This window comes from Treponema sp. Marseille-Q4132, assembly GCF_014334835.1.
Classification (GTDB): Bacteria; Spirochaetota; Spirochaetia; order Treponematales; family Treponemataceae; genus Treponema_D; species Treponema_D paredis.
This window is the reverse complement of record NZ_CP060591.1, coordinates 2,343,801-2,369,400: the sequence shown is the minus strand read 5'-3', so window position 1 is coordinate 2,369,400 and position 25,600 is coordinate 2,343,801. Positions and strand designations below refer to the sequence as shown.

The following is a 25,600-nucleotide window of genomic DNA, read 5'->3' as shown; positions in this document are numbered from 1 at the left end:
AAACCGCTTGAAAAAGATATACTCGACACTATATCTTTTTTTATAAAAATATGCTATCTATGTGAGGAAAGATGAAACGGATTGTACCGCTGTGCTGCATATTGTTTTTTTACGCCGCCGCTCTTTTTGCCGCCGGCAAATCTCGAGGCGACGAATACGATGACGGTACGGAATTCCGCTATGCGATGAACGGAGCCGGCGACCAATATATTCAAATTTCGGTTATGCCGAGCTTTCCGCTCAACTTCAAAGGCAAAATGTATGTCGGAGGTGCTGCGGATTTGGGCTACCGCCGCTTTATCAACGGATTGTTTGCAGTCGGCGGCAATATCATGGTCGGCTACCATCCGACTATAGGCAGCAATATATTCAATTTTTGGCCCGTAACGGCAAGCATCACGTTTCAGCCGACTCTGTGGCGCTTCGAATTTCCGATTTCCGTCGGCGCGGGCATCGCATTCGAAACCTATCAGAGCAGACGATATTTTCCGGGACTCGTGGTAAGACCCGAACTCGGCATATTTTACCGTATGTCGGAAAGCTGGTCGTTCGGAATCGGAAGCGTCTTTTTATGGATGCCGCAGTGGTACCGCGATCCCTCATATAATTTCGACGGTCTCTTTTTGACCGCATCCCTTTCGGCACGCTATCATTTTTAAGGATTTTACATGAAGCGCACATTCTCCGTTTTAATGATTTTTTTCGCACTCGCTTGCACCGTTTTTTTTACCGGCTGTCAGGATGTCATATTTGCCAAAATTATGGGCGAAGTCGCACTCGAAGATGCGACGATAAGCGGACGCATCAATTCGATTGTCCGCTATACAATGTCGGGAACCGAATACGTTTTTATCCAAAACGGAAGAGTGTACTGCAAACCCGCCTCTTCGCAGTCGCACGGCGATTGGGTAGAAAAATCGGACGGACTTCCGAAACTCGAATACAGTTATTACGATAAAAAATTCAACGGCATCTACATCTACCGGCTTGCCGCAACGGAAAACACGCTCTATGCACTCGGCACTTCCATACGCGAAAACGACGACGGCGAAAATACTACGGGAAGCCGTTACCTGTATTATTTCAGCGGAAGTTCGTGGACGCAATGCGACGGAGAGGTTACCGGGACTTCGGGTACGACGACGATATTCTGCACAAATACGATCGATGCGACAAAGCGGACGGCCTATATCCGCATGAACGGTACGGTGAGCGAATTGAAAAACAATCCTTCGAGCACTTCATTTATACAAGGTGCCGCGTCATCCGCATTGGGAGATGCGCCCGGTGCATCCACGGTCTCTGCCGTCTACACTGCAAGCGGCGTTTATTTTTTCAATTCATGTTCGGCGACAAATGAAACGTCGAGTCCCGTAACGCACGTCTATTGGGCGAGCGACTCCACGCTAAAATACGTAGCGGCAGGAACCCCCGCTTCATCGGGAACGAATGCGGTAAGCTGTTCTGCAAACATCACGTCCATAGCCGCGACGAGCGACGCGATCCTTTTGGGAACAAACGGACGCGGCCTTCAAAAGACAACGAATGCAAGCGGAGTGCCTGGCTCTTCGCTTTCGAGCTTTTCCACGAACGCGGATGCCGCCCTCGACGCTCCGTACATGATCCCCGCGATGCTCTGCATCGACTCCGCCGCACCGGAAACAGGCGCGATGCTCTACGCGACAGCGGACTTTAAACGGAAATCGAGTTCGAGCGGCGGCAACTACAAAGACGTCGGTCTTTGGTCGTACTATCCGTCACGCGGCAATTGGAACAGGGAATAGCCTTAAAAAAAACAGTCAATTTTCAAAGATGACCGCCGAAGGTCAAATATCGATTCCGACCGATCGGCAAATACCTTCCGATAGTCAAAGGGACGGAGACGCAGTATACTGATACTATGTCCGAATCGAACGATGCCGATCTTTTTAAAAACGCACACGCGCTCCGCGAACCGCTGGCCGCACGGATGAGGCCGCGCACGCTCGACGAATACATCGGGCAGGATCACATCGTCGGCAAGGGCAGGCTTTTGAGGCGCGCGATCGCAGCCGATCAGCTTTCGTCGGTTATCTTTTACGGGCCGCCGGGAAGCGGAAAAACGACGCTCGCCCGCGTCATCGCAAACCACACGAAAAGCAATTTTATCACGCTGAACGCCGTGCTCACGGGAGTCGCCGACATCAGAACGGCGATCAAACAGGCCGAAGACTTTTACAGTCTCTACAGCCGCCGTACGATTTTATTCGTCGACGAAGTGCACCGCTGGAACAAAGCGCAGCAGGACGCCCTCCTGCCGTGGGTCGAAAACGGTACGATCATTTTAATCGGAGCGACGACCGAAAATCCGTTTTTCGAAGTCAATAAAGCGCTCGTAAGCAGAAGCCGCGTGTTTCAACTGAAACCGCTGGAAAACGGCGATTTGCGAAAAGCGGCGGAACAGGCGCTCGGCGACAAAGAGCGCGGCTACGGTCATTGGAAAGTCGAATTCGAAAAAGGCGCCCTCGAACACTTGATCGAAACGGCGAACGGAGACGCACGCAGTTTGCTGAACGCGCTCGAACTCGCAGTAGAAACGACACCCGAAAAATGGGATGCCACAGCCTCGCCTCCCGTTCCCGCGTGGGGCTCTACGATCTACATAAGCCGCGAAACCGCCGAAGAATCGATTCAAAAAAAAGTCGTGCTCTACGACCGCGACGGCGATTATCACTACGATATCATCAGCGCGTTTATTAAAAGCCTGAGAGGGCGCGATCCCGACGCCGCGATGTATTGGCTCGCGCGCATGGTCGCCGCAGGAGAAGACGCTTCTTTTATCTTCCGGAGAATGCTCATATCGGCCTGCGAAGACACGGGACTTGCAGATCCGAACGCAGTGAGCATCGTCGCAAGCTGTGCCGACGCATTCGACCGTGTCGGCATGCCGGAGGGGCGCTACTTTCTCGCACACGCGGCGCTCTATCTTTCGACGGCGCCGAAATCGAACAGCAGTATGGCATTTTTCGATGCGCTCGCATCGGTGGAAAAAGAAGACGCGGAAGTGCCCAATCACTTGCGCGACGGAAACCGCGATGCCGAAGGTTTCGGGCACGGAGAAGGCTACCTCTACCCGCACGCATACCGCGACCACTGGGTCGCACAACAGTATTTACCCGACGCTCTCGTCGGCCGCGTTTTTTATACGCCGGGTACGCAGGGCTACGAAAAAACGATACGAGGAGACGTGCTTTCAAGGCGCGAAATTCAAATCGCTTCGCTCCTCGAACGGGAAGCAGGCTCAGGCAATGCCGATGAAAGCTCGCAGCATAAAACGGCGGCCGCTACGAAGCTCGACGCCGTACATTTTATTAATAATAAAAAAGGTGAACACCTCACCTTCAGCCCCGCAGACGCGGCAAAGGAGACGGCGCTCGACAGAGCCGATAAATCGTGGCGGGCGCGGCTTGACTCGAACCGAGCGGAAGTGCTGCTGGCCGTGCGCGATACGATGACCGAACTCGCAGGTCTCCTCCGCCATCACCGCTCGCTCGTGTGGAACGCGGACGACGGTCTTTTACTGTGGGACGTCGCGCGGAAAACGCCCGAAGGGATGACGTGCGGACTCTGCCGTACCGAAAAAGGAAAAGAAATCCTCGAACAGTACGGAAGGACGCTCGGCGATTTGGATAAACCCGTCCTGCAAGTGCTCCCCGAAGGAGCGGGCGGAGACGGCATTACAAGCGAAATCTTTTCCGATATCGTCCTCCAGTTCGCATATCGGGGCGCCGAATTCGACCGTCTCTTTTTCAGAAATCCTTTTATCTCACCCGCATCGATCGAATCCCTTGCCTCTTCTCTGTCGCGTACGGGACTAAAAAAAGAAGCGCCCTCCCCTGCCGAAAGCGAACAGGCGGGAGAAGCGATTTTCGCCGAAGGATGGCTTGCCGTCATCGCACAGCGCATCCCCAAAAGCGCTCAATACCTGAGCCGCATCGTCGAAACGCAGATACTCACCCCCGCAACGATCGGCGCATACGAAGACACTCTTGCAAAAATGAAAAAGGCGGAAGACGAATTTTTCGGCGATACGGAAAACCCGCTTTTCAACTGGGATGCGTCGTCCGTCGTCCGCACATTCGAAAAAAAAGGCTTTACCGTACGAAGCTTATCGCGCCGCTTCGTCGAAAAACGGCGGATTACGGAAGAAGAACTTGCAAAGTGGTTCGATGCGAAATCGTCCGCATACGGCGCGCGGATAGCACGTTCGCTTTCTTCGAAAGAGCTTGAAAAAATCCTGCGTCTCCTCGAAAGCGCGCGCGAAAACACGGTCTTCGATTGGGAAAGCGAAACCGCATTTTTTACGATAGCGGACGGAACACGGAATCGGTAAAACTTCGCAATTTTCCGAAAACACGGTTTTTTACGCCCTGCTTCGCATACCCGCTGAAAAAAACTCAAGGCTTATAAAGCGCTCAAAACACAAGGGCAGCTCGCCTTAGAGAGACAAGCTGCCCCTTACGGTCACGGCTCGTCTTTCCACACTAAGCGGAAGCCTCTGATAGGATCGGCTTTGCCGGAATAATTCATTTTGCGCTTGCCGGTCATGCAGTCATACACGGCTTGTCCGGTACTTTCAGACCAGTTGCCGCCGCGGACTACCCGTTTTGTATCATAGTCGGGGAAAGGTCCTGTGGGATAGGCATTCGTACTTGCATTTACGGTTGCAGTATACAAGTCCCAGCACCACTCAGCGACGTTGCCGCTCATATTGTGAAGTCCCAGTTTGTTGGCAATTTTGTCTTCGACATTTGCTCTACCGGTTACGGGTGGACTTTGTGTTGCAAATGCCGTGCCGTTCCACCATTTATTAAAAACCGCAAAGAGGGCGGTTTCATCGCGTAAGGTTTCATAACTTTCACCGGACGGCATTATCATATTTTCAAAGCCGACGGGTTTTGTTGCACCGCTTGCGGAATTCAAATTGGTTAAATAAATACTGCCGTATTGTTCGGCATTGGTGCTGTCGTTACCCTGCCATCGGGCGGCGTACTCCCATTCTGCTTCAGTCGGCAAGCGGTAGCCTTTTTTTGAAAAATCGCAATATGCCTTATCACCGTGGAAAGCCTGTTTTATGACCGCCCCCGATGCCGATCCTGCGCGATATACGCAGTGTTCCGTGTTTCCGAATGTCATCTCGGTATACGCGTTGCACCACGCTATGCAGTCAGTCCAGCTTATGTTTGCCATCGGCTGATTGAGTTCGGCAGGGGTATCGTCATCCTTCGGATCAAATTCAAACAAATAACCGTTCTTTTGAGCCCATTCGCACACTTCATTCCATATTTTCACACTAACTTCGTGTTTACCTATAGTATAGGCATTTAAATTGACCGTGCGTCCGCTGATAAATACACCTTTCCATGAAGCATCGGCGGTCGGCAAAGTATACGAAACGGTATGTCCGATAATACCTCCTGCAGGCGGCGTTACTTTTACGCCGATAGAAACGGGAACTTGTTGTGTTGTCGCATAGACATCGGTGTCTTCTTCAAACTCGTCATATCAAACAATTCTTTTCCTGTTATACTGCCTTTTTTCCATGCGGCAAATACATAGCCGGGATTACATGTTATCTTAGTTTTTGCCTCGTCTTTTATTTCACCCCACGTTACACCGTACGGCTTTGTGATTGTAGGAGACGCACCGAGCTGAACATGACCGTCGTCTTTAATCGTGACGGTAACGTTTATCGGTCTTGTTTCGACGTATATATCCGTTTTGCCTCTAAATTGAAAGTCATCGTAAAATTCGATACCGGTTTTACTGCCTTTTTTCCATGCAAGTATGACAAAACCGGATTTCGGACTGACTTTACCCGTAACTTCGACTTTTATTTCTGTCCATTTTGTTCCCTTGGGTACATACATCTCGGCAGGAGAAGTTATATCGATATGTTCTCCTTTAATGGTAAGCTTTATATCTACCGGTTTCGTTTCAATAAAGACTGTAGCATTGGCATTAAACGGAGTTATATAGCTGTCATCCAAAACCTGTCCCGAAGCACTGTTAAGATGCCAATTTTTAAGCTCATAATGAGGCTTATAGTTTTGTATTTTTTTCTTTGCAAGGACTTCGATTTCATCCCATCTTTTACCCGGATCCACTTCAAATGAAGAAGCAGCTTTTAATACAACTCCTGTATCTCCCGCAACCGTTATCGTAATCTTCGCCGGAGGAGGCGTTACAGTCGTTTTGGTTACAATAAAAACCGTTTCATTTGCATTAAAAGTATAATCACCAGTTAAAGGTTGACCGTCGGCATTTGTAAGCGTCCATTTGTCGAGTCCGTGCCCCGCCTCGTAATGGTCAATTTTATCTTCTGCCAATGCTTTCAATTGATGCCAGGTTTTTCCCTTGTCCTCCGTAAACGTTTTTTCCGCTTTAAGCGTAACGTGCTCATCCCCGTCAACGGTTATCGTTATTTGTGCGGGCGTTGATCCGCCTTGTTGCGGTGAAGACGGCGCGGAACCGGATTCGTCGGGGCCGCTGCATCCTGCAAGCATTACTGCGGTTGCAAGCGCTATAGCGAGCCGTATTTTGTTTACAGTAGACATAATCGTATCCTCCATGCATATTATTAAAAAATGATTTTTAATTAAATAATTTTAGATGTCGTTATATAGTATAACATATATCGCATAATTTTTCTAACGGTCATAGTCGATCCGCCGTTCGATACGCAAAATTATTCGGCGCGCATCGTGCGAGCGGCTATTTCCGTGCATTGCGTTTTGTTTTTCGCGCTCATGCTGCAGACGGGGCGTTGCGGGGTGTCCCCGCTAGAAGGGGCAGCGCGCAACAAAGTGCGCGCGAGGGGGAGACTTCCCCCTTTGATAAAATCGAAAGCGAATGAGCGTGCATAATATTATTTTTTTTGCTATACTGATTTTGTCATGATCAGGATTCAATACGCATCTGAAGTCGAAAAAGAATTTTTTGCGCCGCGCAGTTTTTCCAGTTCGGCTGAAACGGTGAGGGCGGTTATCGAGGATGTAAAAAAGCGGGGCGATGCGGCGCTCCGCGATTACGCGAAAAAATTCGACGCGGCTTCTCCCGCATCTTTTTTATTGCCGGAAGACGAATTGCGCTCGGCTGCGGAAAAGCTCAAGCGCGAACGAGTTGTACTCTACGATGCGCTTTCGTATTCTTACGATGCGGCGCTGCGCTTTGCAAAAAAGCAAAAAGAATCGTTTTCGGATTTTGAAGTCGAACTCGAGCCGGGTGTGTTTACGGGACAAAAGACGATCCCCGTAGAGAGTGCGGGCGCATATATTCCGGCAGGAAGATTTCCGCTTATTTCGACGGTCGTTATGACAACTTCTCCCGCTCTTGCGGCGGGTGTAAAAAATCTTGTGATCTGCACGCCTCCCCGCGTTCATCCGAACGATACGCGTGAAGCCGAACGGTCGGGTACGGGACAGGCAGGGAAGCCTTTTGTCGGAGGAGCGCCTTATGCGGACGAGGGCATTATGGCGGCGGCTTTTATCTGCGGCGTAAAAACGGTGTTCGCATGCGGCGGTGCTCAAGCGGTCGCCGCAATGGCTTTCGGTACGGAATCGATTCCGGCTGTCGACGTCATCGTCGGCCCGGGCAATAAATTCGTCGCGGCCGCAAAAAAAGAAGTCTATGGTACGGTCGGCATCGATATGCTTGCAGGTCCTACGGAAGTGTTTATCATCGCCGACGGCTCGGCGGATCCCGCGTGGCTTGCTGCGGATTTGCTTGCACAGGCGGAACACGATCCGGTTGCGCAGCCCGTCCTCGCGACGCCTGACGGAAAACTTGCCGAACGTGTCGCAGCCGAAATCGAAGTGCAGCTTGCTTCCCTTCCGACGAGGGCAACGGCCGAAGAAAGCATCTCCTCGTGCGGAAGGATCATCATCACCGGCTCGCTCGAAGAAGCGGCGGAACTTGCAAACCGGAAAGCGCCCGAGCACTTGGAGCTTGCCCTTTCCGAAGGGGGCGAATGCGATAAGCTCGTCTCCCTCGTTCACAATTACGGCTCGCTTTTTATCGGTCACTATGCGGCAGAAGTGTTCGGCGATTATGCCGCCGGGCTGAATCACACGCTGCCGACGTCGGGCTCGGCGCGCTTTACCGGCGGCTTGAGCGTGCGCACTTTTTTAAAAACGGTGACGACGCTGCGGTGTGAAAAAGGGAAGACCGGTATGAAAAGGAGCGCCGAAGCTGCCGCCTGTTTGGGAGATGCGGAAGGGCTTGCCGCTCACGCGAGAGCCGCTCGGCTGCGTTTGAAAAATTAATAATTTGTCGAACGGTGAGCAAAGCGGATGGAAAATTTCGAGTTTTCGAAAATTCGAAATTAAGCTTAATTGATCGAATAGTGAGTTCGGAAGCGGCAGCGAATGAAGCTGTGCTTACGGCGAGCTCGAAGATAAATCGATTATCCGGAGTGCGATGTGATACGGATTTATAAACTCGGAGAAGAAGTGCTGCGCGAAAAAGCGGTGCCGATCGAAAAAGTGACGGATGAGATAAGAACGCTCATCGGCGATATGTTTGAAACGATGGTCGAAGCGAACGGCGTCGGACTTGCGGCTCCTCAAGTCGGAAAAAAGCTGCGTCTCTTTGTCGCCGTTGCAGACGACGACGTAAAGCGCGTTTTTATCAATCCGCAGATCGTTTCGACGTCGGAAGAGGTCGGCGATTACGAAGAGGGCTGTCTGTCGATCCCCGGCGTATATGAAACCATACGCCGCCCCGTGCGCGTTACGGTGCAGGCGCTCGATGAAAACGGAAAGCCGTTTACGCTTGAAGCTGACGGTCTGCTCGCGCGGATCATTCAGCACGAAACGGATCACTTGGACGGCATTTTGTTTATCGACAGGGGTGATCCCGAATTTGCCGAAAAGACAAAAGAGCAGTTTAAGCAGCGCGAAGAAAAGGCTGCAAAGCGGCGCGCGGAAAAAGAATTGAAAAAGAACCGCATTGCCGCGAAGATAGCCGCAAAAGAATCGAAAAAATCCGTACTTCATTGACAATCGGCGGCTGTAAAACTCACGGTTGACGTGTGCGCGTTCGCGCACGGCTGCGTCGGGATTGTCGATTAATTAATAATTTTTAAAAGGAACGAGCGATGATTCGAGTGCTGTATGCGGGAAGTCCCGAAGCGTCCGCAAAAACGCTTTCGCTGCTTTTTGACGGTGCGGACGGTTATGAAATTGCAGGCGTTTTGACGAATCCTCCGAGCGCGCAAGGAAGGCATAAAACGCCCGTGCCGACTCCGGTTGCGCGTTTTGCCGAAGAGCGCGGTATTCCGATTTTTACACCCGAACATTTGAATGCCGCTTCGCGCGAAGAAATCACCGGTATCCGTCCCGACATCCTCGTGTGCTTTGCTTACGGCCACATATTCGGTCCGAAATTTCTTTCGCTCTTTCCGCTCGGCGCCATCAATCTGCATCCGTCACTGCTTCCGAAATACCGGGGGCCTGCTCCCGTAAACGCCGCCATCCTGAACCGCGATACCCAAACGGCCGTCACCGTACAGACGATTTCGCTTGCAATGGACGAAGGCGATATCCTCGCCCAAGAGATAGTCGAACTCGACGGCAGCGAAACTTCTTTCTCTTTGCTCGATCACTGTGCATTTCGCGGAGCCGAAATTATTAAAAAACTGCTCGACGAATGCGCTTCGAACGGCGAGCTTCCCGAAGGAAAAAAGCAGACGGGGGAAGCGTCGTATACGAAAATCATTACAAAAGAGGATTGCCGTATCGACTGGTTGAAAAGCGCGGCGGAAATCGATGCGAAAATCCGCGCGTATTTTCCGGAACCGGGGGCGTGGACGGAAGAAAACGGCTTTCCGCTTAAAATTCTTTCCGCCCGCGTCGTCGAAGACGGAAGGCCGCCTATGACGGATGCTGCAGCTTCGTCCGAAGTTCCGGGCACCGTGCTTTCCTTCGATAAAAAACGGGGGATCCTCGTTCAAACCGGAAGCGGCATCCTCGCCGTAACGGAACTGCAGCGGCAGGGAAAAAAAGTGCTCGACGCTCCGTCTTTTATAAACGGCGCGAGAAATTTTATCGGTACGGTGCTGCGCTGATCTTTTGAACTTTGCATCGCGCTCTGTTCGAAACCACGCAAATCGTTTATACTGTACCAATGTTCCGTTTGTATGTGGAAAGAAAGTGCGGTTTTCAAAATGAAGCCGAAAGAATCAAATCGGACATCGTTCATTTTTTGAGGATTCCGTCCGTTACGGGCGTGCGGTACTTGAATCGCTACGACGTCGAAAATATTTCCGATGAAGAAGCGAAAGCCGCAGCGCATAGAATTTTTTCCGAACCGCAGAGCGACGAATGTATTTTCGATACGCTGCCTCTGCGTCCGGGCGAAACGGCGATCGCGTGGGAATACCTCCCCGGTCAATACGATCAACGTTCCGATTCCGCAGAACAGTGTCTTTTGCTCTTGCGCGCAAGTCTTCCCGAAAAAAGCCGCGGTAAGCAAGAACCCCGCGTGCGGTGCGCAAAGGTCGTCCTCCTTTCAGGCGCGGTAAGCGCGCGCGACATGGAGCGCATTCAAAGCTATCTTATCAATCCCGTCGATTCCCGTCTTGCAGGAGACGCCGTCCCCGACACGCTCGAATTGAAAGCCTCTCCTCCCTCAGACATTCCGTCCGTTGAGGGATTTATCGGCATGGATAAAAACGAACTCGCCTCTCTTCGAAATCGCATGGCGCTTGCAATGGACGCGGCCGACGTCGCGTTCATGCAGGATTATTTTAAAAAGGAAGGACGCGATCCGACGGAAACGGAAATCCGCGTGCTCGATACGTATTGGTCGGATCACTGCCGGCATACGACTTTCCTTACGGAATTGACGGACATTAATATCGAAGACGGCGCCTATGCTCCGCTTTTTACTTCATCGCTTAAAACCTATACCGATATGCGCGCCGACGTGTACGGAAAAGCGGAAAAACCCGTGACGCTCATGGATATGGCGATCATCGGTGCAAAGTATTTACGGAAGCACGGCAAACTCGACGATCTGGAAGCGTCCGAAGAAAACAATGCGTGTTCGCTGTTTATCGACGTGCATTATACGACGGACAAAGACGGCAAACCGCTCTCTCCCGATTCGCCGGGCGAAACGGAAAAGTGGCTGCTTTTATTTAAAAACGAAACGCACAATCATCCGACGGAGATCGAACCTTTCGGAGGAGCTGCGACGTGTATCGGCGGGGCGATCCGCGATCCGCTTTCGGGAAGAGCGTGGGTATATCAAGCGCTCCGCGTGACGGGGGCTGCCGATCCGACCGTGCCGATTTCCGAAACAATTCCCGGAAAACTTCCGCAGATGAAGCTGTGCAGGGAGGCGGCTCAGGGATTTTCTTCGTACGGTAATCAAATAGGACTTGCGACGGGACAAGTCGCGGAATTGTATCATCCGGGCTATGGGGCAAAGCGCATGGAATGCGGGGCGGTCATAGCGGCTTCTCCCGCGGATTCCGTTGTCCGCGAAAGACCGGAAGCGGGCGACCTCGTCATTTTGCTCGGCGGCGGTACGGGACGCGACGGCATCGGAGGCGCAACGGGTTCGTCGAAAGTACACACAAAAGAATCGGTGACGAGCGCGGGTGCGGAAGTGCAAAAAGGCAACGCCGTCGAGGAACGAAAGATACAACGCCTTTTCCGCGATAAAAAGGTGAGCTTGATGATACGCCGTTCGAACGACTTCGGCGCGGGCGGTGTGTCAGTCGCGGTCGGAGAATTGGCGGCGGGACTCGATATCGATCTCGATGCGGTGCCGAAAAAATACGAGGGTTTGAACGGCACCGAGCTTGCGATTTCCGAATCGCAGGAACGCATGGCGGTCGTCGTACGCGAAAAAGATGCGCGCGCTTTTATCGATCTTGCGGCAAAGGAAAATCTCCGTGCGGTCGTCGTCGCAAAAGTGACTGACTCGAATCGCCTCGTCATGAAATGGCGGGGCAAAACGATCGTCGATCTTTCCCGCGATTTTCTCGACGCCGCCGGCGCTCCTCACAAAGCGCGTGCGTATATTGAAAACCCCGCGCTGCCCGAAACTTCACCGCTCGTTCGGCCGCTCGAAAGCGCTGCAAAAAAATTGCCCTCATCGCTTTCGGATGCATGGCTTGCAAATATAAACGATTTGGCATGCTGTTCCGAACGAGGGCTTTCAGAACGCTTCGACGGCTCCATCGGATCCGCAACCGTTTTGTTTCCCTTCGGCGGAAAATATCAGCGTACGCCCGAAGCGGCTATGGCGGCAAAGATTCCCGTCGCCTCTCCGCGTGAAACCTCGACAGCGAGCATGATGTCATTCGGCTTCGACCCCTTCGTCGGCGAATGGAGCGCGTGGCACGGCGCCCAAACGGCGGTCCTTTCCTCTCTTGCAAAGATTGTGTGTATCGGCGGAAACGCCGCGTCGTGCCGCCTGTCGTTTCAAGAGTACTTCGGCCGCGCCGTCGATGAAAAGAAGTGGGGCTATCCTGCGGCGGCTTTGCTCGGCGCACTTGACGCGCAAAAGAAGACGGGCTGTGCATCGATCGGCGGAAAAGACAGTATGAGCGGCACTTTCGAAAACATAAACGTTCCGCACACGCTCGTGTCGTTTGCCGTAACGCACGATGAAGCTGGGCGAGTGACGAGCGGTTCGTTTAAAAAAGCGGGAAGCGCGATTTATCTCGTCGGAACTCCCTATTCGCCGCTCCTTGCTCCCGATTTCACCGCATTTATGCAAAATGCCGAGAGCCTCTATCGATTGAACGCTCGCGGCGCCATACGCGCGATGTATCCCGTCGGTTCGGGCGGCATCGCGGAAGCTCTTACGAAAATGATGATGGGAAACGCTATCGGAGGACGTATCGATGCCGTGCCGCTTTCGTTTACGAGGGCGCACATACCGGGCGCAAAAGCTTCTTCGCTCGATCTCTTTACGCCGCAGTACGGTTCGATCATCTTAGAAGCCGCACCCGAAGCGGAAAGCGAAATCGATAAGGCGGGTTTTGTTTCCGGTACGATTGTTAAAATCGGCAAAACGATACATGAAAGTGAAATCGTCGTCGAAGATAAAAATGCGGGTATTCCGCACACGAAGATTTCGCTTTCGGATGCGGAAAAAGCGTGGGAATCCAAACTCTCCGAAGTATTTCCTTCGGTATCCGAAAACCCTGCTCTGCCCGCACTTCCCTCCTTTGCGCTTGCCGCACATCCTTCCCTTGCCGATTTGAGAAGCCGCGTTTCGCTCGGCAAAAAAACTTTTGCCGCTCCGACAAAAAAAGTGCGCGTGCTCATCCCCGTTTTTCCGGGAACGAACTGCGAATACGATATGGCGCGCGCGTTCGCCATCGCAGGAGCCGAAACGAAGATCGCAGTCTTTGCAAACAATACTCCCGAAGTCCTCGAAGAGTCGCTCGAAACGCTTGAGCGGGAATTGAAATCCGCACAGATTTTAGCGCTTGCCGGAGGATTTTCCGGAGGAGACGAACCCGACGGTTCGGGTAAATTCATCGCGAACGTTTTGCGCGAAGGGCGCATCGCAGAGCAAGTGATGCAGCTTATTAAAAAGCGGGACGGTCTCATCCTCGGTATCTGCAACGGTTTTCAAGCCCTCATCAAAACGGGGCTCGTGCCTTTCGGTGAAATCCGCACGATGACCGCCGATATGCCCACCCTCACGTTCAATACCGTCGGCCGCCACATCTCTCGCATCGCCCGCACGCGCACGGTGAGCGCATTGAGTCCGTGGGCGCTCGATGCATCGGTTATCGACGAGAGGGTGCATTTGATTCCCGTTTCGCACGGGGAAGGCCGCATCGTCGTCGCATCATCGCTTGCCCAACAACTCTTCGCTTCGGGACAAGTGTTTTCGCAATATGTCGATGCCCTCGGCGTGCCCGCCGTAATCGAGCCTGACAATCCGAACGGCTCTCTCTTTGCGATCGAAGGGCTTACGAGTCCAGACGGCCGCGTGCTCGGCAAAATGGGACACAGCGAGCGCACGATCGGCATCGACGGAGGAGGAGCTTCTCGCGACCTTATTAAAAACGTCGCAGGTGATCCTCTCGCAAACGAATATGAAACTTCCTGCCAAAACATTTTCGCGGCGGGAGTGAGATATTTTAATAATTAATAATATTATGGAGCGTATTATGTTTAACAAAATTATAAAACCGATAATCGGCGCTTTGGCGATCGCAGTGTTTTTTACCGGCTGCTCCGCTTCCGCAAAAGCAGGCAAAAACGGCTGGTACGTCGATTACGATGCGGCAAAAAAAGAAGCGCAGAAAAAAAATAAAAATCTCCTCATCTTTTTTTCCGTGGTCGACAATGACGGGGAAAGCCAAGCGCTCAAAGAAAAAGTGTTCGATACAAAAGAATTCGTTTCCGCCCTTTCGAAGCGTTTTATCCTCGTCAATTTGGATTTTTCAGCCTCACTCTCCGAGGATACCGAAGATCAAAGCGAAAAAGAGAAAAAAAAGGCGGAAGAGCGGCAGCGGAAAATCGAATACATGGGGCACATCGCGTCTCTCTATAACGTAGATTCCATTCCTTCCGTTTTCCTTGCGACAAAAGAAGGCTATTATGCGGCGAAGATCGAAACTTCCGATGAAGATGCCGCCCCCGAAGCGTATATAAAGCTCATCGAAAGCAAATCGGCCGATCTCGATAAAATCAATACATTGGCTGATGCGGTGCGCGCGGCGTCCGGAGTTGAAAAAGTGCGTGCGATCGATGCGCTCTCGGAAGCGACGGACGATACGCGGCGGCTTCTTTTGGCCGATCTTTTCCGCACGGTTTCTTCTCTCGACCCCGAAAATGAAACGGGGCTTGTCGGAAAATATATTTTACTCACGTCCGTCTCCGATGCGTCGACATTTTATGCACAGCGCGATTTCGCTTCCGCGATTCAAGCGCTCGCTTCGGCCGCAGAAGACAAGCGGCTCGGCGGACGCGAACGGCAGCAGGCGTATTATTACGCAGGCGAATTATTAACAACGACCGGCAGTACCGATTATAAAGCCGTCTTCGATTATTTTCAAAAATCCTACGACGCCGATCCCGAAAGCGAATATGCGCCGCGGCTGGCGGAAATGCTTAGAAGCTTAAAGGAAGAGATCGAGCGGATTTCCGGCGACGGCAAGCAGCGATAAATTATGGAAACCGAACCTCCCGATAATCCTGCAACCGTCGTTTTACTGATCGCCGCGGCTGCCGTTTTAATAACGCTGTCCGCGCTCTTTTCGATTTCCGAAAGTTCGTTCCTCGGGATGAACAAACTCCGTCTCCGCATAAAACGCAAAAGCGGAGACAGGAGCGCGCTTCGGGCGGCAAAGCTGCTCGAAAAAAAAGACGTACTTATCAATTCCCTGCTCGTCGCAAACGATCTCGTCAACATACTCCTTTCCGCGATCCTCACCGCCGCCGCAATCGCACTGTTCGGGAAAAAAGGTGTCGGGATCGCAACGTTTACGACAACGATTCTTTTATTGATTTTCGGAGAGATAACGCCGAAAGCGGTTTCGACGCGGCACCCCGATGTATTCGCGTACGCGCTTTCGAAATTCGTTTCCGTCACTGTCTTTATCTTCAAACCGATTTCGCTCGCCTTTACCGCCGTCGCTCATGCGATCCTGCATGCGGCAGGCGTCAGTACGAAAAAGCCCGACCGGTCGTATACCGAGGAAGAAATCAAAACCTTTATCGCCGTCGGAGCGGAAAGCGGTGCGCTCGAAAAAGACGAAAACGCCATCATGAACCGCGTTTTCAAATTCACCGATTTGGAAGCGCGTGCCGTCATGATCCCCCGCACGAAAATCGTCGCCGTATCCGATAGCGCAAGCTGGCGCGACATCATCGAAAAAGCCGAACGAACGCGCTTTTCGCGCTTTCCCGTCTATCGCAAAGACATCGACGATATCGTCGGCGTACTCTACATAAAGGATTTGCTCGCGTACAAAGAAAAGGCGAATATGTTTTCCGTGCGAACCGTCATGCACGAACCGATTTTTATCCTCGGTACGAAAAAGATGTCGTCCGTACAGCAAGTGCTCCGCGAAAACCGCCAGTCCCTTGCGATCGTCATCGACGAATATTCGGGCACCGACGGTATCATCACACAGAGCGACATCGCCCGTGAAATTTTCGGTATAACCGATTCGAATACGCCGGGACGCGGACATTTGCCGCTGGTAAAAATCGAAGACACGTCCGACTTCGTAACCGGCGGCGATATGCTTCTTAGCGAAGCGCAGGAGCTGCTGCATATTCCGTTTTCGTCGGACATTAACGAAACGCTCGGCGGCTGGATTACCGAGAGACTGGGCGAAATGCCGGGCGCGGGAGACGGCATCGAATACGAGGGTCTGCGCTTTACCGTACTTTCGATAAAAGACCGGAGAATTAATAAAATTCATATAAAGCGTCTTTCAGGCGACGACGGAGACGAATGATATGAATACCGTCGTCATATTAATAATTTTAATCGTACTGGTCTCGCTTATCGGATTTTTTGCGGCATCGGAAACGGCATACCTTTCCCTTTCGAAAATCAAACTGCGTGAACTCATACAGAGTAAAAAACGATATGCGAAAACCGCGCTCGCTCTCCGAAACGATATGGACAGGCTGTTGACGCTCGTGCTCGTCGGAATCAATTTTTTCAATACCTTCGCAGCCTCCCTTGCAACCGCACTCGCCGTTTCTATCGTCGGCTCAAGCGGCGTCGGCATAGCGACGATCGTCATTACTTCCCTCGTAACGATTTTCGGAGAGATCATTCCGAAGACGGCCGCCGTTTTACATCCCGACGACACGGCGCTGCGCTTTGCACCGATTTTACTCGCGCTTGAAAAAATATTTTTTCCGATCGTATGGTTTTTTTCGCGGATTTCGCGCGGCACATCGTTTATCGTCGGAAAATTTTGGAAGGACGACGGAGAAGACGTAACGGAAGAAGACATCAAAATGATGATCGCGGTCGCCGCGCGCGAAGGAACGCTCGAAGCGGGCGAAAGCAAAATGCTGACAAAAGTATTTCAATTCAGCGATCTGCGCGTCCACGATATCATGAAGCACCGCTCGCTCGTAAACGCCGTTTCCGCCGACAGCGATTATGCGCACGTTTCGGATATTTTTTTGACGACAGGCTGTTCGCGCATTCCCGTTTTCGAACACACACCCGATGCGATCGTCGGCGTGCTCGGATACAAATCGGTACTCTTCAGTTCCGAAAAAGAAACCAAACGGAGCGATTTTATCCGCCGGAAAATGTCGCGCGCACTTTTCGTTCCCGAAACCTTTACCGCCCTCGAAATGCTCGAAGATTTCAAAAAAGCGCATACCGATTTTGCCGTCGTACTCGACGAGCAGGGCTGCACCGCAGGCATCGTCACAACGGACGATGTAATGCGCGTCGTGTTCGGACGCATGACCGATGAAAACCCGACGTCCGATATCGCGCCCGAATCGAGGATTGCGCTTGTCGGAAAATCGGAATACATCGTGCCCGGCGATATGAAACTCGACGACGTAAATGCCGTCCTCAAACTCGCTTTGGAATCGGAAGATTTCAATACGCTCGGAGGCTGGCTGCTCGAAAAGTTCGGCTACCTGCCGGCGGTAAGCGAAGCGTATATCGACGGGACGACGGCGTACATCGTGGAAGACCAGGCGAGACGCCGCATTTTATCGGTACGTATAAAAAAAGGCGCAGGCCGAATTCAAAATAGGAATCGATAAGTGCAGCCGATCGAAATCTCCGCCGTATTGCGCGATGCGCCTCCTTCGGTATCGTCTATTTTGTACCAAGGCCCGGTTATGCGAGTCGAATGATATGTCGCACCCTTTATAATCCGTGTGAATGTCCATGAGAGAGCGATCGAAAGCGAAATATTTTTATTAAAAATATAAGCGGCTTCGGTACCGAATCGATACACGGAAAACCATCCGTGCATAATATCAATATAATAACCTCTGCCGTGATGCCGGTCGAGCGATTGCATATACGTATAAGGCGATAGGGCGATCGAAAGCGCGAATAGAAATTTATTAATTTTAATATCGAAAGAAATGCCGGTATGCGTACATACTTCTTCTCTCATGTAATCGATACCTTTCGTCTTGTATTGCTTTGCGGCAGGATGATCCCACGAAACGCCCGCATCTCTTCCGTCCCACGCGCGGCCGTTTCGAGCCTCCAGCGAAATATATACATAATCCGTTCCGATAAAGGGGCTGATCGAAAAAAAATCGAGCGGCTTAAACGTATATGCGATACGGCCGCCGAACGAATATGAAGACGCGATGGCATTTTCATGTACCGAAAAAATATTTTTTATACCGTTTTCATCCCAATCGGAATCTTTCATAGCACCCGATCGCATGGGAACGGCGCCGAAAGCGAATCCGCTGACTGCAAGCGCTTTCCATGAAACACCGACGCGACCTCCGTACTGCAAAGAAGGCTTTATATCCCAATCGAGTTCGCTTATTTTTTTGTCTGTGCCGGAAACATCTTTGATGTACACATATTCTCCGAGCGTACCCAAACCTACCGAAAAAATCGGCATAACGGAAATACTCCAATCTTTTGCGGCAAGATTTTTCGTGATCCGTACAAACAGAAAAACGATAATTAATAATTTTATTGTACGGCGATTAAACGGCAAGGGGATCGACCTTATACAATTTTGCAAGCTGTTTGCGCGTTGCATCCATATCTTTCGGATAGGGTGCGCAAAACGTCATGCGTTCGTCCGTTGCCGGATGCGCAATCGTTAATTTGTACGCGTGGAGCGCGAGACGGGCCAAAAGCGGCCGCTCTTCAAAGGCATCGCCGTTCCATTTTTTTTTGAAATCGCTTAGGCGTACCGGCTTTCGGTTGCCTCCGTACAGCGGATCGCAGACAATGTATAATCCGTGTGCCGCCAAATGCGCTCGGATCTGATGCGTGCGCCCCGTTTTCGGAACAGCTTCAATCCATGCGTATTGACCGCAGACGCCGATAAGACGAAAATCGGTAACGGAATATTTACCGCTTTTTTTATTTACGACGGTGCGATGCTTTGCGTCTCCGTCGGGAAGAAGCGCTTCATCGGCGTGCAACGTTTCCCACAACGGCCGTCCGTACACGAGGCAGTGATAGATTTTTTCAACTTCTCTGTGTTCGAACTGAAGCGAAAGAGAACGGTGCGATTTTTCATTGCGCGCATAGGCAATCGCGCCCGAAGTATCTTTGTCGATACGGTGTACGGCGAAAAGCTTTCCGAATTCGCCTTCCGCTTCGATATCGAGCCGCGGAGCCGTTTCATCGTACCTGTCCGCAGCGATGAGCAGGCCGCTTTTTTTATTCAGCACGACGATATCCTCGTCCGCATAGAGCACCGTATAAGGCGGTATTGCTTTCATAAAAAACAGTATAACAGAATACCCGCGTGTATGAAAGAAGGCGCATTGCATCACGTTAAATCTAACCGAAAAAAAAGCCGTTCCTCACGTAAAAATCTAACCCAAATCTGAGTCACAATAGAAGCCCGAAGGAAGGGCACCATGGGGTTAGATATGAAAACGAAAAAGAAATTGACCGAAGAAACGGCAAAACGCTACTGTACGGCAAACAAGAAGCGCAAGACGAAAATCATCGACGAGTTCACCGCAACCACCGGCTACAACCGAAAATACGCCATCCACATCCTCAAAAACAGCGCACGCATAAAAATAACACACTTCAACAACGTCGAAAGAAAGAGTGTACAGATCATCAAAAAGCCTCGTAAAAAGCGGCACTATGAAAAATACTACGGTCAAGATGTGCAGCGTGAAGTTATTCGACTGTGGCTATTTTCGATGTACCTGTGTGCAAAACGGCTCGTACCCTTTATCCGCGACAATATCGATTACCTTGCCCTCAAGTTCGGCTATACTGAACAACTGAAAACAAAACTTGCTCACATATCAAGCGCAACGGTCTCAAGGATACTCAAGCCGGAAATCCCCAAGCATTCCATCCGCGGTATTGCAACGACACGACCGGCAAAGAATCTCAATAAACTCATTCCGATCCGCACCTTCTTCGATTGGGACGAACGAAAACCGGGCTTTTTCGAAGCCGATACGGTCGCTCATTGCGGTACAACTACGGAAGGACAGTATATTTGTACCCTGACACTCACCGACGTTCATTCAGGATGGACGGAAAATCGTGCGCTTTTGAATAAAGCTCATCGGTGGGTCAAAGAAGCGACAGAGGACGTGAAAATACACTTACCCTTTGCTATGAAAGGCATTGACAGCGATAACGGACGTGAGTTCAAAAATATACAGCTTTTGCAGTGGTGTGAACTAAATCATATTACGTTCACCCGAAGCCGGTCGTACAAAAAAAATGACAACTGTTTTGTTGAACAGAAAAACGACAGCGTGGTAAGGCGTATTGTCGGCTACTATCGATTTGAGGGAGAAGCTGCCTGTGTTGTCTTAGCAGAACTGTATGAAAGTTATAATAAGCTCGTTAATTTCTTTTTTCCCTCGATGAAGATTATTGCAAAGCAACGAATAGACGCAAAGGTCATAAAGAAATATGATGCGGCTAAGACTCCCTACCGAAGGCTTATGGAAAGTAAGGAGGTAAGCAAGGCGGTAAAAGCTGAGCTTTTCAGGAGAAAGAACAGATTGGATTTACAACAGCTGCTTGACAAGACACAACTCTTGCAGCGTAAGCTTATCGCTATGGCGGTGCAACGGTCATAGCTACGGTTAGATTTTTACTTGAGGAACCGAAATCGTTTCGGTTAGATTTTTACGTGAGGAAATACGGAAGGGTTGCAAACGATATACCTGCTTACCGCACCGCCGAAAGTACAAGCGGCAGGCGTGCCTTGCATTCCCTTCGTTTTTCAGCTATGATGGCTTTACCGACGCGGCTGTAATATAGCGGTAGTATACGAGCTTCCCAAGCTTGGTGTAGGGGTTCAACTCCCCCCAGCCGCTGAAATTTCAATACAATCCTCATTAGCAAAACAATATGTAGCAACAACATAATTGGGAGTTGAACCGCGGAGCGCGCGCAGCGCAAGTGCGACAAATCGAAAAGACACTTGCAGATATATACACCATATTGTATTATTAAAAGTTATGAAAAAGATAACATTACTATATATACTCATACTGGGTTTTTCCTTTTTTCCGGCTGCGGCATTTCAAGGCGGACCGTTGCTTTATCTTCACGCCGGTTTCGGAGGCTCTTTATCGCTTCCGAGTATTTCCGATGCAAGTCTAAAGCAATTCAATAAAGATGCCGTAAAAATGACAGGCATGACAAGCAGTTTGCTTATAGGCGGCGAAGTTGAAGGCGGTTACGTTTTCGATTCGAACCGTTTTTTCGGACTTTCGAAAGGACATCCGTTCAGCGCACTCGGCGTCTTCGCATATATAGGCATGGGGCAAGGGAACACTTCGCAAAAAGTATCGGCAGTCGTATCCGGAAACACGTTCGATACTTTTATGATCGTCGATTTTACTCCGGTCGTCAATTTCGGCGTAATTGCAAAAGCGTATTTTTTCCATAATAAACTTGCACTCGGAGCTTCGCTCGGAGGCCGCATCATAACCGATTTCAGTCCGGATTATCTGGTGTATTCTACGGATCCGAATATTATAAAAACCGAAGTCGGACAGATCATCGTCACCGAAGATATGATGAAAAAGATGAATCCGTTTATGTTTTCCGCTGCAACCGTAATCGAATACGGTATTTCGCTTATGGAAACAACGGATATCGTGTTCGGCTGGTATACGAAATTCAATCTCTATCAGCCGAAATATCTGACCGCGCCGCCATCGCTTGCAAAACTCGCCCGGGACAACGGCGGCGATATTTCACAGCCGTTTCCGGATTATTGGCTCAATTCGCTCGACTTCGGCGTAAAACTCGGCTTTGCATTTAAATTATAATATTTATCGGAGTGTTTATGAAATCCATCAAAGTATACAAATTGGGTGCGGCGCTTGTCTTCGCCTGCTTGGTAATTACATCCTGCCCCTCGCCTTTTTTGCAAAGCTATTATATACAACAGCAAAACCGTTCCGCAGGAAATGAGGGCGAAAGCGAACAGGAAGATCCGGGAAACGGCGATACGCCTATTCCTTCCGAGGAGCCGCTTGAACCGGGAAAGATCAGTATGTTTTCGGTTATACTGCCCGACGGTAAACTTTCCGAACCGAATAACGATACGACCGTTCACGATCAATTGGCGGGAAAGTTGAATGTTTCGGACGGCTTTCCGTTCGGTACATTTGAGACATCAAAATTCGGCAATTGGAAATTCAGCAGCAATTTTTCGGCAAGCAATGTGCCCGAACCGAAATACAGCGGTACCGTAACATGGGAAAGCGCCCCCGAAAACAAAAATCCCGAACGTGAAAAATACGGCGGTAACGAAAGTGCTTCCGCCGGCGGAAACTCCATATCTTCCATGACATATTACCGCTATTGCGGTAAAAATCCCTTTAATTTGTATACATCCGAAACATACGACGTATACGGAGAAGACGGCAAACCGACCGGTCAAAAAGAAGCGCTTATGAAACGCTTTATATTTTATCGCTTTACGGGAAAAGGCGGCGGAGTCGTCGGCTTGGATAATTATCTTGTTGCCGTCGACACGTATACAAAATTGGTATTTGCTTTTGCAAAACCCATTGGATTTACAACTGTATTCGGCAATCAAGTACCGACAAAGTGGGCTTCAGTCGATACTCACTCTACAGGTCCCGGCGGAAAAAAATACCGCTTCTATCAATACGACCCTGCCGGTTATGTAAGTGAAGACGGCGCGTTTCACATGAGTACCGCATATAAAAATAATTTGGCAAGCGGCAACTATGACCCCGCTTTCACCGGAAAATCTCCGTATGTAGGCTATGTGGGCAACGCTTCCGGAGAAAATAACGGCTATGTCATAAGCGGAACGCTGACGGTAAAAGCACAATACCTGAAAAACGTTTCCGTAACGGATGAGAAATGGGCATGGGGCGATCACGGCAATGCGGACGGAACCGATTGGCCGGAATTCATCTACGGCATACGTTCCCGCTCATATGAGGGTACAGCCGTTTCGCAATGGGATGTACTGTCTTCATATAGGGCAAACGAGCAGAAGATTATGCCAAACAAAGCGAAACACATAAAAATCGGCACCGAGTTGCCTCTCGGCGGCAGCAAAGAATATAAATTTGAAGGATCAAAGGTTGCGCGCACATTGGAGCTCGATGCCCGAATCATCGAAATAGACATCACCAAAGGTTCAAACGATGTAATTACCGAATATGAAGAGCCGATTGTCTATTTAAAATACGATAGCTTCAGTCAATCGTGGAAACCTACGGGGACAAACGGACCGTCGCCTAACGGACCTGTCGGCTATGATAAAAATTTCGAACTTGCGGTAGGACAGACTAAGAACTTTGTGATTACGCTGAGAGCACCCGAAGGCGAGCAAATGCAGCTGTGTTACGAGCTGTCTTGGAGCACTTCAGGGGGATCTTCCGAAAAGCCCGTATTCGGCGTCAGAGCGCAAAAAAATGGCGATGATGCTCAATACGGTTTTAGCGGTGATAACGGCGTTTATACCGTTGAATACCGCGATACAAGCGATGAATCGGCTCCGGAAGCAAAAACCGTTTCGTTTGCACTCAATGTTTTTAATTTAAAACCCGGTATTCCTCTTAAAGCGATATACAAAGCGGACAATGCCGATTTTCCGGTAAATCCAGTTTTTAAATCGGGCGATACCGTGCTTACGGAACCCGTATTTACAACCGAAGACTCCGTCATAGATGTTTCGCTGACGCTACCGTCGAAAGTCGGATTTGAGCAAACCGGCAAAATCGTATTTTCGTTCAAAGACGAAAACGCTGCCTATGATATGCCGAATTCTCCCGATAAAATCGAGATAACCGTTATACGGCGCGCTTATAAAATCATTCCTGCGGCTCAATTATCGATATCGAATCCCAGTCTTAAAAATATTTCAATATGGGATCTCGGAGGAGACGGCCCGAAAGGCGGTTATAAACAGGCGGAGTTTTCGTATGAACTTAAAACACGGTATAACGACAAAGAGTGGAAGATATTTTCGACGAACAACGGAGGAAAAAAATCCATTGCTTGGGAAGAAACCGGAAATTTGGGCGGAGTGTCGGATTATACGGTGGCAAAGCCGCACAACGGAACGCATACCGTTCTCTTCAGCGCCGAAATATGGGAAAAAGACTCTACCGGCTCATCCGATGTGATTGTCAAACACGAACAACCTGCGGTACGGCTCGGCTATGATCCGCTGACGGATTCATGGAAAGCGGATGTAACATTGCCCGCATATTTTGAAGACAGCGCCGGTAAATGGGAAGTAAAATCCGTAACTATGGACGAACTGAAGCGCGGAGAAAAAAAGACATTGACGATCGCGATTTCCGCTTATATATGGGATTTGGTAAATAAAAGTAATACATGGTTGCCGTCTATTAAAACAGCCGAATGGGGCGATATGGAGCTTTCTTTCGACGTCGAGTGGAAGTAAGCACACCGTTCGCTGAAGGTTTAATTCATCATTTACTATAAAAAAGCCCGCACGTGTTGCGGGCTTTTTTATAGGCGGCGCTTCGCGCCGCCGTGCGTCAACGGCTGTAAGAGCGCCGGAGGCCGGGCTGTCTTAAGCTTTCGGATGTTTCCGCGATTGTAATGTGCGGTTATTTCTTTTTACCCTGGTTTGCGACGCCTGCCATTTTTTCGGCAATCGCTTTTTCGTCGCCGAGGTATTTTTTCCCGCGCACTTTGAAGTTGTCGTCGAATTCGTATACGAGGGGAACGCCGGTCGGGATGTTCACTTCCAAAATCTCTTCTTTCGTCAGATTTTCAAAATATTTTACGAGGGCTCGAAGCGAATTACCGTGTGCGACGATGAGCACGCGCTCGCCTTTTTGCATGCGCGGTTTGATTTCGCTTTCAAAATAAGGAACGGCGCGTTCGATTGTCGTCGCAAGGCTTTCAGTCAAGGGCAGCACCGACTTGTCTTTTACCGTGCGGTAAGCTTCCTGCAAGCGGGGGCTGCGTTCGTCGTTTTCCGTTAAAGCCGGCGGCGTTATATCGAAAGAGCGGCGCCAGATTTTTACCTGATCTTCGCCGTATTTTTCCGCAGTTTCGGCTTTGTTCATTCCCTGCAGTGCGCCGTAGTGCCGTTCGTTCAGCTTCCACGTTTTTATGACGGGCAGCCATTCGCGATCCATGGAAGCGAGCGCAAAATTCAGCGTATGTATCGCGCGCTTTAAAAATGACGTGTAGCAAATGTCGAAATCAAAGCCTTCTTTCTTTAAGGTGATTCCGGCTTGTTTCGCTTCTTCCTGTCCCTTTTCGGACAATTCCACATCCGTCCAGCCGGTAAAAAGGTTCAATTTGTTCCATTCGCTTTCACCGTGCCGAATAAGTACCAATTTCATATACAACTCCTATAAAAAATTTTGCAGGAAATAAGAGCCTGCGGCTCGTTCTGCAAAGAATTGATTCCACATGT

At 50.3% G+C, this 25,600-nt stretch carries 18 protein-coding genes and 1 tRNA gene; 14 read left to right on the top strand and 5 right to left on the bottom strand.

Translation table 11 applies throughout. The annotated features are described in order from the left end of the window. Positions 1-71: 71 nt before the first annotated feature. The 3 genes from H9I35_RS10785 to H9I35_RS10775 all read left to right on the top strand — a co-directional run bounded on the left by H9I35_RS10785 (position 72) and on the right by H9I35_RS10775 (position 4,372). On the top strand, positions 72-659 hold the full coding sequence (locus tag H9I35_RS10785; protein ID WP_187419380.1) for a TP0733 family outer membrane beta-barrel protein: 588 nt from the start codon (positions 72-74) through the stop codon (positions 657-659). Positions 660-668: 9 nt separating this feature from the next. Beyond that, a complete protein-coding gene (locus H9I35_RS10780; RefSeq protein WP_187419379.1) occupies positions 669-1,784 on the top strand; it encodes a hypothetical protein in 1,116 nt (371 codons plus the stop codon). Between the two features lie 116 nt (positions 1,785-1,900). Then, positions 1,901-4,372 (top strand): AAA family ATPase, encoded by a 2,472-nt coding sequence (locus tag H9I35_RS10775; RefSeq protein WP_187419378.1) that lies wholly within the window; start codon positions 1,901-1,903, stop codon positions 4,370-4,372. Positions 4,373-4,503: 131 nt separating this feature from the next. Here H9I35_RS10775 and H9I35_RS12480 read toward each other — a convergent pair whose 3' ends face one another. Together H9I35_RS12480 and H9I35_RS12475 are read right to left on the bottom strand one after the other, a co-directional pair. Continuing rightward, positions 4,504-5,331, bottom strand: a complete 828-nt coding sequence (locus tag H9I35_RS12480; protein ID WP_252722654.1) for a formylglycine-generating enzyme family protein — start codon at positions 5,329-5,331, stop codon at positions 4,504-4,506. A gap of 143 nt (positions 5,332-5,474) precedes the next feature. Further along, entirely contained in the window at positions 5,475-6,611 is a 1,137-nt protein-coding gene (locus H9I35_RS12475) for a hypothetical protein (protein WP_252722653.1), read from the bottom strand. Between the two features lie 324 nt (positions 6,612-6,935). On the opposite strand from H9I35_RS12475, the gene hisD reads away from it, so the two are divergent. From hisD to H9I35_RS10735, 7 genes are all read left to right on the top strand, one after another. Then, positions 6,936-8,303, top strand: coding sequence for a histidinol dehydrogenase (hisD, locus tag H9I35_RS10765; RefSeq protein WP_187419377.1), 1,368 nt, complete (start codon positions 6,936-6,938; stop codon positions 8,301-8,303). A gap of 159 nt (positions 8,304-8,462) precedes the next feature. Then, positions 8,463-9,038 (top strand): peptide deformylase, encoded by a 576-nt coding sequence (gene def / locus H9I35_RS10760; protein WP_187420777.1) that lies wholly within the window; start codon positions 8,463-8,465, stop codon positions 9,036-9,038. 98 nt (positions 9,039-9,136) lie between these two features. Further along, a complete protein-coding gene (gene fmt, locus H9I35_RS10755) occupies positions 9,137-10,105 on the top strand; it encodes a methionyl-tRNA formyltransferase (RefSeq protein WP_187419376.1) in 969 nt (322 codons plus the stop codon). Between the two features lie 59 nt (positions 10,106-10,164). Then, positions 10,165-14,163: a phosphoribosylformylglycinamidine synthase gene (locus H9I35_RS10750; RefSeq protein WP_187419375.1), complete on the top strand. Its 3,999-nt coding sequence runs from the start codon at positions 10,165-10,167 to the stop codon at positions 14,161-14,163. A gap of 19 nt (positions 14,164-14,182) precedes the next feature. Beyond that, on the top strand, positions 14,183-15,184 hold the full coding sequence (locus H9I35_RS10745; protein ID WP_187419374.1) for a thioredoxin family protein: 1,002 nt from the start codon (positions 14,183-14,185) through the stop codon (positions 15,182-15,184). 3 nt (positions 15,185-15,187) lie between these two features. After that, entirely contained in the window at positions 15,188-16,483 is a 1,296-nt protein-coding gene (locus H9I35_RS10740) for a hemolysin family protein (protein WP_187419373.1), read from the top strand. A gap of 1 nt (position 16,484) precedes the next feature. Continuing rightward, positions 16,485-17,771 carry a hemolysin family protein gene (locus H9I35_RS10735; protein WP_187419372.1) on the top strand — a complete coding sequence of 429 codons (1,287 nt, stop codon included), beginning with the start codon at positions 16,485-16,487 and terminating at the stop codon, positions 17,769-17,771. Here H9I35_RS10735 and H9I35_RS10730 read toward each other — a convergent pair. Then, a complete protein-coding gene (locus tag H9I35_RS10730) occupies positions 17,753-18,601 on the bottom strand; it encodes an omptin family outer membrane protease (RefSeq protein ID WP_187419371.1) in 849 nt (282 codons plus the stop codon). The two genes, H9I35_RS10735 and H9I35_RS10730, sit on opposite strands and share 19 nt — an antisense overlap. An 88-nt stretch (positions 18,602-18,689) precedes the next feature. Next, on the bottom strand, positions 18,690-19,439 hold the full coding sequence (locus H9I35_RS10725; protein ID WP_187419370.1) for an RluA family pseudouridine synthase: 750 nt from the start codon (positions 19,437-19,439) through the stop codon (positions 18,690-18,692). Positions 19,440-19,580: 141 nt separating this feature from the next. Here H9I35_RS10725 and H9I35_RS10720 point away from each other — a divergent pair, with 141 nt between their 5' ends. The 4 genes from H9I35_RS10720 (at position 19,581) to H9I35_RS10705 (ending at position 24,610) form a co-directional block, all read left to right on the top strand. Then, positions 19,581-20,780, top strand: coding sequence for an integrase catalytic domain-containing protein (locus tag H9I35_RS10720; RefSeq protein WP_187418950.1), 1,200 nt, complete (start codon positions 19,581-19,583; stop codon positions 20,778-20,780). Between the two features lie 169 nt (positions 20,781-20,949). Then, positions 20,950-21,020: transfer RNA gene (locus tag H9I35_RS10715), tRNA-Gly, on the top strand. Between the two features lie 144 nt (positions 21,021-21,164). Then, positions 21,165-21,983 carry a hypothetical protein gene (locus H9I35_RS10710; protein WP_187419369.1) on the top strand — a complete coding sequence of 273 codons (819 nt, stop codon included), beginning with the start codon at positions 21,165-21,167 and terminating at the stop codon, positions 21,981-21,983. A gap of 17 nt (positions 21,984-22,000) precedes the next feature. After that, complete coding sequence (locus tag H9I35_RS10705) at positions 22,001-24,610, top strand: hypothetical protein (protein ID WP_187419368.1); 2,610 nt, start codon at positions 22,001-22,003, stop codon at positions 24,608-24,610. A gap of 169 nt (positions 24,611-24,779) precedes the next feature. On the opposite strand, the gene gpmA is transcribed toward H9I35_RS10705, so the two are convergent. Next, entirely contained in the window at positions 24,780-25,526 is a 747-nt protein-coding gene (gene gpmA, locus H9I35_RS10700; protein ID WP_187419367.1) for a 2,3-diphosphoglycerate-dependent phosphoglycerate mutase, read from the bottom strand. Between the last annotated feature and the right edge of the window lie 74 nt (positions 25,527-25,600).

Excerpts from the sequence above, each read along its gene's own strand:
- H9I35_RS10750 (WP_187419375.1), top strand. The coding sequence starts at position 10,165 with ATGTTCCGTTTGTATGTGGAAAGAAAGTGCGGTTTTCAAAATGAAGCC.
- gpmA (WP_187419367.1), bottom strand. The coding sequence starts at position 25,526 with ATGAAATTGGTACTTATTCGGCACGGTGAAAGCGAATGGAACAAATTG.
- H9I35_RS12475 (WP_252722653.1), bottom strand. The coding sequence starts at position 6,611 with ATGGAGGATACGATTATGTCTACTGTAAACAAAATACGGCTCGCTATA.
- fmt (WP_187419376.1), top strand. The coding sequence starts at position 9,137 with ATGATTCGAGTGCTGTATGCGGGAAGTCCCGAAGCGTCCGCAAAAACG.
- H9I35_RS10740 (WP_187419373.1), top strand. The coding sequence starts at position 15,188 with ATGGAAACCGAACCTCCCGATAATCCTGCAACCGTCGTTTTACTGATC.
- H9I35_RS10785 (WP_187419380.1), top strand. The coding sequence starts at position 72 with ATGAAACGGATTGTACCGCTGTGCTGCATATTGTTTTTTTACGCCGCC.
- H9I35_RS10725 (WP_187419370.1), bottom strand. The coding sequence starts at position 19,439 with ATGAAAGCAATACCGCCTTATACGGTGCTCTATGCGGACGAGGATATC.
- H9I35_RS10735 (WP_187419372.1), top strand. The coding sequence starts at position 16,485 with ATGAATACCGTCGTCATATTAATAATTTTAATCGTACTGGTCTCGCTT.
- H9I35_RS10720 (WP_187418950.1), top strand. The coding sequence starts at position 19,581 with ATGGGGTTAGATATGAAAACGAAAAAGAAATTGACCGAAGAAACGGCA.
- H9I35_RS10710 (WP_187419369.1), top strand. The coding sequence starts at position 21,165 with ATGAAAAAGATAACATTACTATATATACTCATACTGGGTTTTTCCTTT.
- hisD (WP_187419377.1), top strand. The coding sequence starts at position 6,936 with ATGATCAGGATTCAATACGCATCTGAAGTCGAAAAAGAATTTTTTGCG.
- H9I35_RS10730 (WP_187419371.1), bottom strand. The coding sequence starts at position 18,601 with ATGCCGATTTTTTCGGTAGGTTTGGGTACGCTCGGAGAATATGTGTAC.
- H9I35_RS10745 (WP_187419374.1), top strand. The coding sequence starts at position 14,183 with ATGTTTAACAAAATTATAAAACCGATAATCGGCGCTTTGGCGATCGCA.
- H9I35_RS10775 (WP_187419378.1), top strand. The coding sequence starts at position 1,901 with ATGTCCGAATCGAACGATGCCGATCTTTTTAAAAACGCACACGCGCTC.
- H9I35_RS10705 (WP_187419368.1), top strand. The coding sequence starts at position 22,001 with ATGAAATCCATCAAAGTATACAAATTGGGTGCGGCGCTTGTCTTCGCC.
- H9I35_RS10780 (WP_187419379.1), top strand. The coding sequence starts at position 669 with ATGAAGCGCACATTCTCCGTTTTAATGATTTTTTTCGCACTCGCTTGC.